This window comes from Escherichia sp. HH41S, assembly GCF_009820115.1.
Lineage (GTDB): Bacteria > Pseudomonadota > Gammaproteobacteria > Enterobacterales > Enterobacteriaceae > Escherichia > Escherichia coli_F.
Genome location: NZ_VNXE01000020.1, coordinates 122731 through 136916, shown reverse-complemented (window position 1 = coordinate 136916; position 14186 = coordinate 122731). Strand labels below are relative to the sequence as shown.

Here is a 14186-nt window from a genome sequence, read left to right as displayed (position 1 = left end):
GGAAATCACCATGAGACAAACTCTTTGCGACGGATATCTGATCATTTTTGCGTTAGCACAGGCCGTGATTCTGCTGGCGCTAACCCCGCTTTTTACGGGGATTTCCCGGCAGATACGCGCGCGTATGCACTCCCGTCGCGGACCGGGGATCTGGCAGGATTATCGCGATATCCACAAACTGTTTAAACGCCAGGAAGTTGCGCCGACATCTTCAGGTCTGATGTTCCGCCTGATGCCGTGGGTATTAATCAGCAGCATGCTGGTGCTGGCGATGGCCCTACCACTATTTATTACTGTTTCCCCTTTTGCGGGCGGCGGCGATCTGATCACCCTTATCTATCTTCTTGCCCTGTTTCGTTTTTTCTTTGCTCTTTCCGGGCTGGATACCGGAAGTCCGTTTGCGGGTGTCGGTGCCAGTCGCGAGTTGACGCTCGGCATTCTGGTCGAACCCATGCTCATTCTCTCACTGCTGGTATTGGCGCTGATAGCGGATTCCACGCATATCGAGATGATCAGCAAGACGCTGGCGACGGGCTGGAACTCGCCGCTAACCACCGTACTGGCGTTACTGGCCTGTGGTTTTGCCTGCTTCATTGAGATGGGAAAAATTCCCTTTGATGTTGCTGAAGCAGAACAGGAATTACAGGAAGGCCCGCTGACCGAATATTCCGGTGCCGGGCTGGCGTTGGCGAAATGGGGGCTGGGGCTGAAACAGGTCGTGATGGCAGCACTGTTTGTGGCCCTGTTTCTGCCCTTTGGGCGCGCGCAAGAGCTTTCTCTCACCTGCCTGCTGACTTCACTTGTCGTTACGCTGCTCAAGGTTTTGCTGATTTTTGTTCTGGCCTCTATCGCAGAAAACACGCTGGCACGCGGGCGTTTTTTACTCATTCACCATGTGACCTGGCTTGGCTTCAGCCTTGCTGCGCTTGCCTGGGTCTTCTGGTTAACCGGTCTGTAAGGAGCACTGACGGAATATGGAAAATCTTGCTCTGACGACGTTATTGCTGCCTTTTATCGGCGCACTGGTCGTTTCGTTTTCGCCACAACGTCGGGCCGCCGAATGGGGGATTTTGTTCGCCGCGCTGACCACGCTGTGTATGTTGTCGCTGATCTCCGCGTTTTATCAGGCCGATAAAGTTGCCGTCACGTTGACGTTGGTCAACGTGGGAGATGTGGCGTTGTTTGGCCTGGTCATTGATCGCGTGAGTACGCTGATTCTGTTTGTGGTGGTGTTCCTCGGTTTGCTGGTCACGATCTACTCCACGGGTTATCTGACGGATAAAAATCGCGAACACCCGCATAACGGCACGAATCGTTATTACGCATTTTTGCTGGTTTTTATCGGCGCGATGGCGGGACTGGTACTCTCCTCGACGCTGCTCGGTCAGTTGTTGTTTTTTGAAATTACGGGCGGCTGCTCCTGGGCGTTGATCAGTTATTACCAGAGCGATAAAGCGCAGCGTTCAGCACTAAAAGCGTTGCTTATCACTCATATCGGTTCGTTGGGGTTGTATCTTGCCGCCGCCACGCTGTTTTTGCAGACCGGAACGTTTGCGCTCAGCGCGATGAGCGAGTTACACGGCGACGCACGCTATCTGGTTTATGGTGGCATCCTGTTTGCCGCGTGGGGAAAATCGGCCCAGCTACCGATGCAAGCGTGGCTACCGGATGCAATGGAAGCGCCAACACCGATCAGCGCCTATCTCCACGCCGCATCGATGGTGAAAGTGGGCGTTTACATTTTTGCCCGCGCCATTATCGACGGCGGCAATATCCCGCATGTGATTGGCGGCATTGGCATGGTCATGGCACTGGTCACCATTCTTTACGGCTTCCTGATGTATTTGCCGCAGCAGGATATGAAGCGGTTGCTGGCCTGGTCGACCATCACTCAACTTGGCTGGATGTTCTTCGGCTTGTCGCTCTCCATCTTCGGCTCGCGGCTGGCACTGGAGGGCAGCATCACCTACATCGTCAACCACGCGTTCGCTAAAAGCCTGTTTTTCCTTGTAGCAGGTGCGCTGAGTTACAGCTGCGGCACGCGCTTGTTGCCGCGTCTGCGTGGCGTATTGCACACCCTGCCGTTGCCAGGCGTGGGTTTCTGCGTGGCCGCGCTGGCGATTACTGGCGTGCCGCCGTTCAACGGCTTCTTCAGTAAATTCCCACTGTTTGCTGCCGGTTTTTCGTTGTCAGTGGAGTACTGGATCCTGCTGCCCGCCATGATTCTGCTGATGATTGAATCGGTCGCCAGTTTCGCCTGGTTTATTCGCTGGTTTGGTCGCGTCGTGCCTGGCAAACCGAGCGAAGCCGTCGCCGATGCCGCACCGCTGCCAGGATCAATGCGCCTGGTGTTGATTGTACTGATTGTGATGTCGCTGATTTCCAGCGTATTCGCCGCGACCTGGTTGCAGTAAGGAGATGATGAATGACCGGTTCTATGATCGTAAATAATCTGGCGGGACTGATGATGCTGACATCGCTGTTTGTGATTAGTGTCAAAAGCTATCGTCTGTCATGCGGATTTTACGCCTGCCAGTCGCTGGTGCTGGTGTCTATTTTCGCCACCCTCTCGTGCCTGTTCGCCGCAGAGCAACTGCTGATCTGGTCCGCCAGCGCCTTTATCACCAAAGTACTGATGGTACCGTTAATCATGATTTACGCTGCACGAAATATTCCCCAGAACCTCCCGGAAAAAGCGTTATTTGGTCCGGCAATGATGGCATTGCTCGCGGCATTAATTGTCCTGCTTTGCGCATTTGTCGTTCAGCCCGTGAAGCTACCGATGGCTACCGGGCTGAAACCGGCGCTGGCGGTGGCGTTAGGTCATTTTCTGCTTGGCCTGCTGTGCATTGTCAGCCAGCGCAATATCCTGCGGCAAATTTTTGGTTACTGCCTGATGGAAAACGGCTCCCATCTGGTGCTGGCGCTTCTTGCCTGGCGTGCACCGGAACTGGTGGAAATTGGTATCGCTACCGACGCCATCTTCGCCGTCATTGTGATGGTGTTACTGGCAAGAAAAATATGGCGTACCCACGGCACGCTGGACGTGAACAACTTGACCGCGCTGAAGGGATAATGAGATGAGTTATTCTGTGATGTTCGCTTTACTCCTGCTCACGCCGCTGCTTTTTTCGCTGCTCTGTTTTGCCTGCCGGAAACGGGGACACTCTGCGACTCGCACGGTGACAGTACTACATAGCTTAGGGATCACACTGCTGCTGATTCTGGCACTGTGGGTGGTCCAAACTGCCGCTGATGCGGGAGAAATATTCGCTGCGGGACTGTGGCTTCATATTGATGGTCTGGGCGGTTTGTTCCTCGCCATTCTTGGTGTGATTGGCTTTCTCACCGGTGTTTACTCGATTGGCTACATGCGTCATGAAGTGGCTCACGGCGAGCTTTCACCCGTTACGCTGTGCGATTACTACGGTTTCTTCCATCTGTTTTTGTTCACCATGCTGCTGGTTGTTACCAGCAATAACCTGATTGTGATGTGGGCGGCAATCGAAGCCACCACCTTAAGCTCGGCGTTTCTGGTAGGCATTTACGGTCAGCGTTCATCTCTGGAAGCTGCATGGAAGTACATCATTATTTGTACTGTTGGTGTCGCTTTTGGTCTGTTCGGTACCGTGCTGGTATACGCCAACGCCGCCAGCGTTATGCCGCAGGCAGAAATGGCGATATTCTGGAGCGAGGTTCTTAAGCAATCGTCCTTGCTTGACCCAACATTAATGCTGTTGGCCTTTGTGTTTGTGCTAATTGGCTTTGGCACCAAAACCGGGCTATTTCCCATGCACGCCTGGCTGCCGGATGCTCACAGTGAAGCGCCGAGTCCGGTCAGCGCCCTGCTCTCCGCCGTATTGCTGAACTGCGCGCTATTGGTGCTGATTCGCTATTACATCATTATTTGCCAGGCCATCGGCAGCGATTTCCCCAACCGGTTGTTGCTCATCTTCGGCATGTTGTCGGTTGCCGTGGCGGCATTTTTCATTCTGGTACAGCGGGACATTAAGCGTCTGCTGGCGTACTCCAGCGTGGAGAACATGGGACTGGTCGCGGTGGCGCTAGGCATTGGCGGGCCGCTGGGAATTTTTGCTGCGCTGCTGCACACCTTAAACCACAGTCTGGCAAAAACGCTGCTGTTCTGCGGTTCCGGCAATGTACTGCTCAAGTACGGCACGCGCGATCTCAACGTCGTCTGCGGAATGCTCAAAATCATGCCATTTACCGCCGTGCTGTTTGGCGGCGGTGCGCTGGCGCTGGCCGGGATGCCGCCCTTCAACATTTTTCTTAGCGAATTTATGACCGTTACAGCCGGACTGGCTCGTAATCACCTGTTGATTATCGTCCTGCTGTTATTGCTGTTAACGCTGGTGCTGGCGGGCCTGTTACGGATGGCTGCGCGGGTGTTAATGGCGAAACCGCCGCAGGCCGTTAACCGGGGTGAACTTGGCTGGTTGACCACCTCGCCAATGGTGATTCTGCTGGTCATGATGCTGGCGATGGGAACGCATATTCCACAACCTGTCATCAGGATCCTGGCGGGCGCTTCCACTATAGTCCTCTCAGGGACGCACGACCTGCCTGCACAACGTAGCACCTGGCATGATTTTTTGCCTTCAGGCACCGCATCTGTTTCGGAGAAACACAGTGAACGTTAATTCATCGTCAAATCGTGGCGAAGCGATTCTCGCCGCCCTGAAAACGCAGTTCCCCGGCGCGGTGCTGGATGAAGAGCGACAAACGCCTGAACAGGTCACCATTACGGTGAAAATAAATCTGCTGCCTGACGTTGTACATTATCTTTATTATCAACATGATGGCTGGCTTCCGGTCCTGTTTGGCAACGACGAGCGGACACTTAACGGTCATTACGCGGTTTATTATGCCCTTTCAATGGAAGGGGCCGAAAAATGCTGGATCGTGGTGAAGGCACTGGTCGATGCCGACAGTCGGGAGTTTCCGTCAGTCACACCGCGCGTCCCTGCCGCGGTCTGGGGCGAGCGAGAAATTCGCGATATGTACGGGCTGATTCCGGTTGGCCTGCCGGATCAGCGTCGCCTGGTGTTGCCCGATGACTGGCCGGAAGATATGCATCCGCTGCGCAAAGACGCGATGGATTATCGACTGCGCCCTGAACCGACGACTGATACCGAAACGTATCCGTTTATCAACGAGGGCAACAGCGATGCGCGGGTGATCCCTGTTGGCCCGCTGCATATCACCTCCGATGAACCAGGCCACTTCCGCTTGTTTGTGGATGGCGAGCATATTGTCGATGCTGATTACCGCCTGTTTTATGTCCATCGCGGCATGGAGAAACTGGCAGAAACGCGGATGGGCTACAACGAAGTGACCTTCTTGTCGGACCGCGTGTGTGGGATTTGCGGTTTTGCCCACAGTGTGGCCTATACCAACTCGGTTGAAAATGCACTGGGGATTGAGGTGCCGCAACGAGCGCATACTATTCGCTCGATTCTGCTGGAAGTCGAACGGCTGCATAGTCATTTGCTCAACCTTGGCCTCTCCTGCCATTTTGTTGGTTTTGATACCGGTTTTATGCAATTTTTCCGCGTGCGGGAAAAGTCGATGACGATGGCGGAATTGCTGACCGGGTCGCGTAAAACCTACGGTCTGAATCTGATTGGTGGTGTTCGCCGCGATATTCTCAAAGAGCAACGTCTGCAAACGATGAAACTGGTGCGCGAGATGCGCGCCGACGTGTCGGAGCTGGTAGAGATGCTGCTTGCCACGCCGAATATGGAACAACGCACTCAGGGCATTGGCATTCTCGACCGACAAATCGCCCGTGATTATAGCCCCGTAGGGCCGCTGATCCGTGGCAGTGGTTTTGCCCGTGATTTGCGCTTTGATCACCCCTACGCCGACTACGGAAATATTCCAAAAACGCTGTTTACCTTTACCGGCGGCGATGTCTTCTCCCGCGTGATGGTCCGTGTCAAAGAGACGTTTGATTCGCTGGCAATGCTGGAATTTGCCCTCGACAACATGCCGGATACCCCACTGCTGACCGAAGGCTTTAGCTATAAACCTCACGCATTCGCGCTGGGCTTTGTTGAAGCGCCACGCGGTGAAGACGTGCACTGGAGCATGCTCGGCGATAACCAAAAATTGTTCCGCTGGCGCTGTCGTGCCGCCACCTACGCCAACTGGCCAGTGCTGCGTTACATGCTGCGCGGCAATACCGTTTCTGACGCACCGCTGATTATCGGTAGCCTTGATCCCTGCTACTCCTGTACCGACCGTGTGACGCTGGTTGATGTGCGCAAGCGCCAGTCAAAAACCGTGCCGTATAAAGAGATCGAACGCTACGGCATTGATCGTAACCGTTCGCCGCTGAAGTAAGGACAGAAAATGCTGAAGTTACTGAAAACTATTATGCGCGCCGGAACCGCGACGGTGAAATATCCCTTCGCGCCACTGGAGGTCAGCCCAGGCTTTCGCGGGAAACCTGACCTGATGCCCAGCCAATGTATTGCCTGCGGTGCCTGCGCCTGTGCTTGTCCGGCAAATGCGCTGACTATCCAGACCGACGACCAGCAAAATACGCGCACCTGGCAGCTCTATCTGGGGCGTTGTATTTACTGCGGACGTTGTGAAGAAGTGTGCCCGACCAGAGCCATTCAGCTTACCAATAACTTTGAACTGACCGTCACCAATAAAGCCGATCTCTATACCCGCGCGACGTTCCATCTACAACGTTGCAGCCGTTGCGAACGCCCGTTTGCCCCGCAAAAAACCGTCGCACTGGCTGCAGAACTGTTGGCACAGCAACAAAATGCACCACAAAACCGCGAAATGTTGTGGGCGCAAGCGAGCGTCTGCCCGGAATGCAAACAACGCGCGACGCTGATCAACGACGACACAGATGAACCGCTGGTGGCTAAGGAGCAGCTATGAGTCCAGTGCTTACGCAACATGTCAGCCAGCCCATCACGCTGGACGAACAAACGCAAAAGATGAAGCAGCATTTGTTACAGGATATCCGTCGCTCGGCCTACGTTTATCGCGTCGATTGCGGCGGCTGCAACGCCTGCGAAATCGAAATTTTTGCCGCCATCACACCAGTATTCGACGCAGAACGTTTTGGCATTAAGGTTGTTTCATCACCTCGTCACGCCGATATTTTGTTATTTACTGGCGCAGTCACCCGGGCGATGCGTATGCCTGCACTTCGGGCATATGAGTCTGCCCCCGATCATAAAATCTGTGTTTCCTACGGCGCGTGCGGTGTCGGCGGCGGTATTTTCCACGATCTTTACAGCGTCTGGGGCGGCAGCGACACCATTGTCCCCATTGATGTTTGGATCCCCGGCTGCCCGCCAACACCGGCCGCCACCATTCACGGTTTCGCCGTGGCGCTCGGTTTGCTACAACAGAAGATTCACGCGGTGGATTATCGCGATCCCACCGGGGTGACCATGCAACCGCTGTGGCCGCATATCCCGCCATCACAGCGTATCGCCATTGAGCGAGAAGCGAGGCGGCTGGCGGGCTATCGTCAGGGGCGAGAAATTTGCGATCGGCTCCTGCGCCATTTAAGCGACGATCCTACAGGAAATCGGGTTAACACCTGGTTGCGCGAAGCCGACGATCCGCGTCTCAATAGTATCGTTCAGCAACTCTTTCGCGTTCTCCGGGGGTTACATGGCTGAGGAGTGCGGGGAAATTGTTTTCTGGACGCTGCGAAAAAAATTTATCGCCAGTAGCGACGAGATGCCGGAACACAGCTCCCAGGTAATGTATTACTCGTTGGCTATCGGTCATCACGTTGGCGTGATTGATTGTCTGAATGTCGCCTTCCGCTGCCCACAGACGGAATACGAAGATTGGCTTGCACAGGTCGAAGAGGAGCAAGCCCGACGTAAGATGCTGGGGGTGATGACCTTTGGTGAGATTGTTATTGACGCCAGCCACACCGCCCTGTTGACCCGGGCATTCGCGCCACTGGCAGATGACGCGACGTCTGTGTGGCAGGCGCGTAGCATTCATTTCATTCATCTGTTGGATGAAATTGTGCAGGAACCGGCCATCTATCTGATGGCCAGAAAAATTGCGTGAGAAGGATTTCTCATTAATAAGGACTGTTGATGGCTATGTCAGACGAGGCGATGTTTGCCCCGCCACAAGGAATAACAATTGAAGCGGTAAACGGAATGCTCGCGGAGCGGTTAGCGCAGAAACACGGCAAGGCGTCTTTATTACGCGCCTTCATCCCGCTGCCGCCGCCGTTCAGCCCGGTACAACTTATTGAACTGCATGTTCTCAAAAGCAACTTCTATTACCGCTACCATGATGATGGCAGCGATGTGACGGCAACAACAGAGTATCAGGGCGAGATGGTCGATTATTCGCGCCACGCCGTCCTTCTCGGCAGTAGTGGAATGGCGGAGCTACGCTTTATTCGCACCCACGGCAGTCGTTTTACTCCCCAGGATTGCACACTGTTTAACTGGCTGGCACACATAATCACTCCGGTTCTGCAATCATGGCTCAATGATGAAGAACAGCAGGTGGCGCTGCGTTTGCTGGAGAAAGATCGCGATCATCATCGGGTACTGGTGGATATCACTAATGCAGTGTTGTCACATCTTGATCTCGACGATCTGATCGCTGACGTCGCTCGTGAGATCCATCATTTTTTCGGTCTGGCTTCAGTCAGTATGGTACTGGGCGATCATCGAAAGAACGAGAAGTTCAGCCTGTGGTGCAGCGATCTTTCTGCCTCACATTGTGCGTGTCTGCCACGCTGTATGCCTGGCGAAAGTGTATTGCTGACACAAACGCTACAAACCCGACAACCGACCTTGACGCACCGTGCAGACGATCTGTTTCTCTGGCAACGCGACCCGTTATTACACTTACTTGCATCTAACGGCTGCGAATCTGCGCTCCTTATACCGCTCACCTTTGGCAACCATACACCGGGTGCATTGTTGCTGGCGCATACCTCTCCCACTCTCTTTAGTGAGGAAAACTGCCAGCTACTACAACATATTGCCGATCGCATCGCTATTGCCGTTGGCAATGCCGATGCCTGGCGCAGCATGACCGATTTGCAGGAAAGCTTGCAGCAAGAAAACCACCAGCTTAGCGAGCAGCTCCTTTCGAATCTGGGCGTCGGTGACATTATCTACCAAAGCCAGGCAATGGAAGATTTACTCCAGCAGGTAGATATTGTGGCGAAGAGCGACAGTACGGTGTTGATTTGTGGTGAAACCGGAACCGGCAAAGAGGTGATCGCCAGGGCGATCCATCAACTGAGCCCGCGACGCGACAAGCCGCTGGTCAAAATCAACTGCGCCGCTATCCCCGCCAGTCTTCTGGAAAGTGAGTTATTCGGTCACGACAAAGGGGCATTTACTGGCGCGATTAACACTCATCGTGGTCGTTTTGAAATTGCCGATGGCGGCACGTTATTTCTCGATGAAATTGGCGATCTGCCGTTAGAACTTCAGCCCAAACTGCTACGCGTATTACAGGAGCGGGAAATTGAGCGTCTCGGTGGGAGTAGAACGATCCCGGTGAATGTCAGAGTCATTGCCGCCACCAACCGTGATTTGTGGCAAATGGTAGAAGATCGCCAGTTTCGCAGCGATCTCTTTTATCGACTTAACGTCTTTCCACTGGAATTGCCGCCGCTACGCGACCGTCCGGAAGATATCCCTCTTTTAGCAAAACATTTTACACAAAAAATGGCTCGCCATATGAATCGCACAATTGATGCCATTCCAACAGAAGCGCTACGCCAGTTGATGTCGTGGGACTGGCCGGGCAACGTGCGCGAGCTGGAAAACGTGATTGAGCGAGCGGTATTACTGACTCGCGGTAACAGTCTGAATTTACATCTTAATGTCCGCCAAAGCCGTTTACTGCCAACGTTAAATGAAAATTCGGCGCTTCGCCGTTCAATGGCGCAGTTGCTGAACCCGACGACGCCAGAAAACGACGAAGAAGAACGTCAGCGCATTGTTCAGGTATTGCGAGAAACCAATGGCATTGTTGCCGGGCCCCGTGGCGCGGCGACGCGATTAGGGATGAAGCGCACCACGCTGCTATCACGAATGCAGCGGCTGGGGATCTCGGTTCGCGAGGTGTTGTAATCTGTTTTTGCAGGAGTATGCATGAGAAACAAACTCTCTTTCGACTTGCAGTTGAGCGCCAGAAAAGCGGCAATCGCTGAACGGATTGCCGCCCATAAAATTGCCCGCAGCAAAGTGTCGGTCTTTTTAATGGCGATGTCCGCAGGCGTGTTTATGGCGATCGGATTTACTTTTTACCTTACCGTTATCGCCGATGCCCCGTCTTCACAGGCATTAACCCATCTGGTGGGTGGCCTTTGCTTTACACTCGGCTTTATTTTGCTGGCGGTTTGCGGCACCAGCCTGTTCACCTCGTCGGTAATGACGGTGATGGCAAAAAGTCGGGGCGTTATTAGCTTGCGAACATGGCTGATTAATGCACTTCTGGTGGCCTGCGGTAATCTGGCAGGTATTGCCTGTTTCAGTTTGTTAATCTGGTTTTCCGGGCTGGTGATGAGTGAAAACGCGATGTGGGGAGTCGCGGTTTTACACTGCGCCGAGGGCAAAATGCATCATACATTTACTGAATCAGTCAGCCTCGGCATTATGTGCAATCTGATGGTTTGTCTGGCGCTGTGGATGAGTTATTGCGGACGTTCATTATGCGACAAAATCGTCGCCATGATTTTGCCCATCACCCTGTTTGTCGCCAGTGGCTTTGAGCACTGTATCGCCAATTTGTTTGTGATTCCGTTCGCCATTGCCATTCGCCATTTCGCCCCTACCTCCTTCTGGCAACTGGCGCACAGTAGCGCAGACAATTTTCCGGCACTGACGGTCAGCCATTTTATTACCGCCAATCTGCTCCCGGTGATGCTGGGTAATATTATCGGCGGTGCAGTGCTGGTGAGTATTTGTTATCGGGCTATTTATTTACGTCAGGAACCCTAAAAATCAGCCCGGCGAAACAGTTCGTCGGGCTGAAGATTATTCTTGCGCGATTTGCCCATCGGGCCAGGCGTGAATCACGGCTTTGATCAGCGTCGCCAATGGAATGGCGAAGAATACGCCCCAGAATCCCCACAAACCACCGAAGATCACTACTGATAAAATAATGACCAGCGGATGCAGGTTAACCGCTTCGGAGAACAACACAGGTACTAACAGGTTGCCGTCCAGCGCCTGAATGATCAGATACACCGCGAAGCAGCTCCAGAATTCCGTGCCAGCACCAAACTGGAATAGCGCCACGCCAACCACCGGAATGGTCACCACAAATGCACCAATGTACGGAATAAGTACCGAGAAGCCGACCAGCACCGCCAGCAGCAACGAATAGTTCAGACCGAAGAGTAAGAACCCCAGCCAGGTGGCAATCCCCACCACGATCATCTCCAGCACTTTCCCACGGATATAGTTAGTGATTTGCTGATTCATCTCCTTCCACACCTGGCCTGCCAGACCACGGTTACGCGGCAGCACCCGACGAACGGCGTTCAGCATCTGCTCTTTGTCTTTCAGCAGGAAGAAGACCATCAATGGTACCAGCACCAGATAGACGGCAATGGTCAGCAAACCGACCAGCGAGGCGAGGGAAATTTTCACCACCGAATCGCCCATGGTCAGCATCCGACTGCGCATATTTTCGGCCATTGCATCAATAATGCCCGCATCCATCAACGCCGGATAGCGGCGCGGCAACGTGGCGGCAAAGTCAGAAAGCTTATTGAGCATCCCCGGCATATCGCGAATTAAGTAGATGCCCTGCTGCCAGGCGATAGGCAGTACCACGAACGCCATCAATAGCAATATACCGACGAAAACCACCAATACAATCGACGTCGCCCAGCGGCGGGAGCAGCCAATAGATTGCAGGCGCACGGTTGGCCATTCCAGCAAATAGGCCAGCACAATAGCCACCAACAGCGGAGCAAGCAGGCCACTAAAGAAAAAAATAATGCCAAATCCGGCAACTAAAATAACCAGCAAGGCAATCGCTTCCGGGTCGCTAAAACGGCGGCGATACCATTGCATCAACATTTCGAGCATAAAGACCTTCCCTGAACCTCAAGAGCGGGATTGTGATCCGCAATTGTATCGAAATGTCACAAAAAAGACTTCGCTTTTTATGACGGATTCAGGAAACTGAAAAGTCATTTGAGTGGGCTAATCTTCGCCGTTACACTCAAAGGCGGCGCGGTGGGAACGATATTTCACAGTATCGGTCAAATGACTATCTCCAGAAACACAGGACAGAGGTTATGTTCAGGCAGTTGAAAAAAAACCTGGTTGCTACCCTCATTGCTGCTATGACTATCGGTCAGGTAGCCCCGGCGTTTGCCGATAGCGCAGACACCTTGCCGGATATGGGAACCTCCGCAGGAAGCACGCTTTCCATTGGTCAGGAAATGCAGATGGGCGACTATTATGTCCGCCAATTACGCGGCAGTGCGCCGTTAATTAATGACCCGTTGTTAACGCAGTACATTAATTCGCTGGGGATGCGTCTGGTTTCGCATGCCAATTCGGTTAAGACGCCGTTCCATTTCTTTTTGATCAATAACGACGAAATTAACGCCTTTGCTTTCTTTGGCGGCAACGTGGTGCTGCACTCTGCCCTGTTCCGTTATTCCGATAACGAAAGCCAACTGGCTTCAGTTATGGCGCACGAAATCTCCCACGTCACCCAACGTCACCTGGCACGAGCGATGGAAGATCAACAGCGCAGCGCGCCGCTGACCTGGGTCGGCGCGTTAGGTTCTATTTTACTGGCGATGGCCAGTCCGCAGGCGGGGATGGCAGCGCTGACCGGTACACTGGCGGGAACGCGCCAGGGGATGATCAGCTTCACCCAGCAAAATGAACAGGAAGCGGATCGCATTGGTATTCAGGTACTGCAACGCTCAGGATTCGATCCGCAGGCGATGCCGACCTTCCTCGAAAAATTGCTCGATCAGGCGCGTTACTCCTCGCGTCCGCCGGAAATTTTATTGACTCACCCATTGCCGGAAAGTCGTCTGGCAGATGCCCGCAACCGTGCTAATCAGATGCGCCCGATGGTGGTGCAGTCGTCGGAGGATTTCTATCTGGCGAAAGCGCGCACACTGGGGATGTATAATTCCGGACGTAATCAGCTCACCAGTGATTTGCTGGATGAATGGGCGAAAGGAAACGTTCGTCAGCAACGAGCGGCGCAATATGGTCGTGCTTTACAGGCGATGGAAGCCAATAAATACGACGAAGCGCGTAAAACGCTGCAACCGTTACTGGCGGCAGAACCTGGCAACGCATGGTATCTCGATCTGGCTACCGATATCGATCTTGGGCAAAACAAAGCCAATGACGCTATCAATCGCCTGAAAAATGCCCGCGATTTGCGCACCAATCCGGTGTTGCAGCTCAACCTGGCGAACGCTTATCTGCAAGGGGGGCAACCACAGGAAGCGGCCAATATTCTGAATCGCTACACTTTTAACAATAAAGATGACAGCAACGGCTGGGATTTACTGGCACAGGCGGAAGCCGCACTAAATAACCGCGATCAGGAACTGGCAGCGCGAGCAGAAGGTTATGCGCTCGCCGGGCGACTCGATCAGGCCATTTCCCTGTTGAGCAGCGCCAGTTCGCAGGTGAAATTAGGCAGCCTGCAACAAGCACGTTACGATGCGCGCATCGACCAGTTGCGCCAGCTGCAGGAACGCTTTAAGCCTTATACCAAGATGTAATTCGCATTAAAGGAAGAACCATGACCAAACAGGTAAAAATCTACCATAATCCACGCTGTTCAAAGAGCCGGGAAACGCTGAACCTGCTGAAAGAAAACGGCGTGGAGCCAGAAGTGGTGCTCTACCTTGAGACACCCGCCGATGCGGCAACGCTGCGCGATTTGCTTAAAATGCTGGGGATGAATAGTGCCCGTGAGTTGATGCGCCAGAAAGAGGATCTTTATAAAGAGCTGAACCTGACTGACAGTTCGCTTAGCGAAGAGGCGCTGATTCAGGCAATGGTGGATAATCCGAAGCTAATGGAGCGCCCGATTGTGGTCGCGAATGGCAAAGCGCGAATTGGTCGTCCACCGGAGCAGGTGCTGGAAATCGTGGGTTAAGAAGTGCTCCATCGCTAGTTGAAGCACATTGCCGGATA

Annotated in this window: 13 protein-coding genes; 12 read left to right on the top strand and 1 reads right to left on the bottom strand. The window is 53.5% G+C overall.

Going from position 1 to position 14186, the window contains the following annotated elements; translation table 11 throughout:
- The first annotated feature begins 10 nt into the window (after positions 1 to 10).
- The 10 genes from hyfC to focB are packed head-to-tail and all read left to right on the top strand — an operon-like array spanning position 11 to position 10994.
- Positions 11 to 958 (top strand): hydrogenase 4 subunit HyfC, encoded by a 948-nt coding sequence (gene hyfC, locus FQZ95_RS05740; protein WP_001354813.1) that lies wholly within the window; start codon positions 11 to 13, stop codon positions 956 to 958.
- 16 nt (positions 959 to 974) lie between these two features.
- Positions 975 to 2414, top strand: a complete 1440-nt coding sequence (hyfD, locus tag FQZ95_RS05735; RefSeq protein WP_160529979.1) for a hydrogenase 4 subunit HyfD — start codon at positions 975 to 977, stop codon at positions 2412 to 2414.
- A gap of 11 nt (positions 2415 to 2425) precedes the next feature.
- Positions 2426 to 3076 carry a hydrogenase 4 membrane subunit gene (gene hyfE / locus FQZ95_RS05730; protein WP_000147995.1) on the top strand — a complete coding sequence of 217 codons (651 nt, stop codon included), beginning with the start codon at positions 2426 to 2428 and terminating at the stop codon, positions 3074 to 3076.
- 4 nt (positions 3077 to 3080) lie between these two features.
- Positions 3081 to 4661 (top strand): hydrogenase 4 subunit F, encoded by a 1581-nt coding sequence (gene hyfF / locus FQZ95_RS05725; protein WP_032184866.1) that lies wholly within the window; start codon positions 3081 to 3083, stop codon positions 4659 to 4661.
- A complete protein-coding gene (gene hyfG, locus FQZ95_RS05720) occupies positions 4651 to 6366 on the top strand; it encodes a hydrogenase 4 catalytic subunit HyfG (RefSeq protein ID WP_001102310.1) in 1716 nt (571 codons plus the stop codon). The genes hyfF and hyfG overlap by 11 nt, the downstream gene beginning before the upstream one ends.
- 9 nt (positions 6367 to 6375) lie before the next feature.
- Complete coding sequence (gene hyfH, locus FQZ95_RS05715) at positions 6376 to 6921, top strand: hydrogenase 4 subunit H (protein ID WP_000916074.1); 546 nt, start codon at positions 6376 to 6378, stop codon at positions 6919 to 6921.
- Entirely contained in the window at positions 6918 to 7676 is a 759-nt protein-coding gene (hyfI, locus tag FQZ95_RS05710; protein ID WP_000075545.1) for a hydrogenase 4 catalytic subunit HyfI, read from the top strand. Before hyfH ends, hyfI begins: the two co-directional genes overlap by 4 nt.
- Entirely contained in the window at positions 7669 to 8082 is a 414-nt protein-coding gene (hyfJ, locus tag FQZ95_RS05705; RefSeq protein ID WP_160529978.1) for a hydrogenase 4 assembly chaperone HyfJ, read from the top strand. Before hyfI ends, hyfJ begins: the two co-directional genes overlap by 8 nt.
- A gap of 29 nt (positions 8083 to 8111) precedes the next feature.
- Entirely contained in the window at positions 8112 to 10124 is a 2013-nt protein-coding gene (gene hyfR, locus FQZ95_RS05700) for a DNA-binding transcriptional regulator HyfR (protein ID WP_001251517.1), read from the top strand.
- 21 nt (positions 10125 to 10145) lie between these two features.
- On the top strand, positions 10146 to 10994 hold the full coding sequence (gene focB / locus FQZ95_RS05695; protein ID WP_105288168.1) for a formate transporter FocB: 849 nt from the start codon (positions 10146 to 10148) through the stop codon (positions 10992 to 10994).
- A 36-nt stretch (positions 10995 to 11030) separates the two neighbouring features.
- Here the strand turns inward: focB and FQZ95_RS05690 are convergent, their stop codons facing one another.
- Complete coding sequence (locus tag FQZ95_RS05690) at positions 11031 to 12092, bottom strand: AI-2E family transporter (protein ID WP_000892044.1); 1062 nt, start codon at positions 12090 to 12092, stop codon at positions 11031 to 11033.
- A gap of 212 nt (positions 12093 to 12304) precedes the next feature.
- Between FQZ95_RS05690 and bepA the strand changes: the two genes are divergently transcribed.
- Positions 12305 to 13768 carry a beta-barrel assembly-enhancing protease gene (gene bepA / locus FQZ95_RS05685; RefSeq protein WP_000489665.1) on the top strand — a complete coding sequence of 488 codons (1464 nt, stop codon included), beginning with the start codon at positions 12305 to 12307 and terminating at the stop codon, positions 13766 to 13768.
- A gap of 20 nt (positions 13769 to 13788) precedes the next feature.
- Positions 13789 to 14148: an arsenate reductase (glutaredoxin) gene (arsC, locus tag FQZ95_RS05680; RefSeq protein WP_073519558.1), complete on the top strand. Its 360-nt coding sequence runs from the start codon at positions 13789 to 13791 to the stop codon at positions 14146 to 14148.
- Positions 14149 to 14186: the final 38 nt, after the last annotated feature.

What these genes read in the sequence shown, in the direction of transcription:
- hyfC (WP_001354813.1), top strand. Translation starts at nt 11, where the DNA reads ATGAGACAAACTCTTTGCGACGGATATCTGATCATTTTTGCGTTAGCA.
- hyfD (WP_160529979.1), top strand. Translation starts at nt 975, where the DNA reads ATGGAAAATCTTGCTCTGACGACGTTATTGCTGCCTTTTATCGGCGCA.
- hyfE (WP_000147995.1), top strand. Translation starts at nt 2,426, where the DNA reads ATGACCGGTTCTATGATCGTAAATAATCTGGCGGGACTGATGATGCTG.
- hyfF (WP_032184866.1), top strand. Translation starts at nt 3,081, where the DNA reads ATGAGTTATTCTGTGATGTTCGCTTTACTCCTGCTCACGCCGCTGCTT.
- hyfH (WP_000916074.1), top strand. Translation starts at nt 6,376, where the DNA reads ATGCTGAAGTTACTGAAAACTATTATGCGCGCCGGAACCGCGACGGTG.
- hyfI (WP_000075545.1), top strand. Translation starts at nt 6,918, where the DNA reads ATGAGTCCAGTGCTTACGCAACATGTCAGCCAGCCCATCACGCTGGAC.
- hyfJ (WP_160529978.1), top strand. Translation starts at nt 7,669, where the DNA reads ATGGCTGAGGAGTGCGGGGAAATTGTTTTCTGGACGCTGCGAAAAAAA.
- hyfR (WP_001251517.1), top strand. Translation starts at nt 8,112, where the DNA reads ATGGCTATGTCAGACGAGGCGATGTTTGCCCCGCCACAAGGAATAACA.
- focB (WP_105288168.1), top strand. Translation starts at nt 10,146, where the DNA reads ATGAGAAACAAACTCTCTTTCGACTTGCAGTTGAGCGCCAGAAAAGCG.
- FQZ95_RS05690 (WP_000892044.1), bottom strand. Translation starts at nt 12,092, where the DNA reads ATGCTCGAAATGTTGATGCAATGGTATCGCCGCCGTTTTAGCGACCCG.
- bepA (WP_000489665.1), top strand. Translation starts at nt 12,305, where the DNA reads ATGTTCAGGCAGTTGAAAAAAAACCTGGTTGCTACCCTCATTGCTGCT.
- arsC (WP_073519558.1), top strand. Translation starts at nt 13,789, where the DNA reads ATGACCAAACAGGTAAAAATCTACCATAATCCACGCTGTTCAAAGAGC.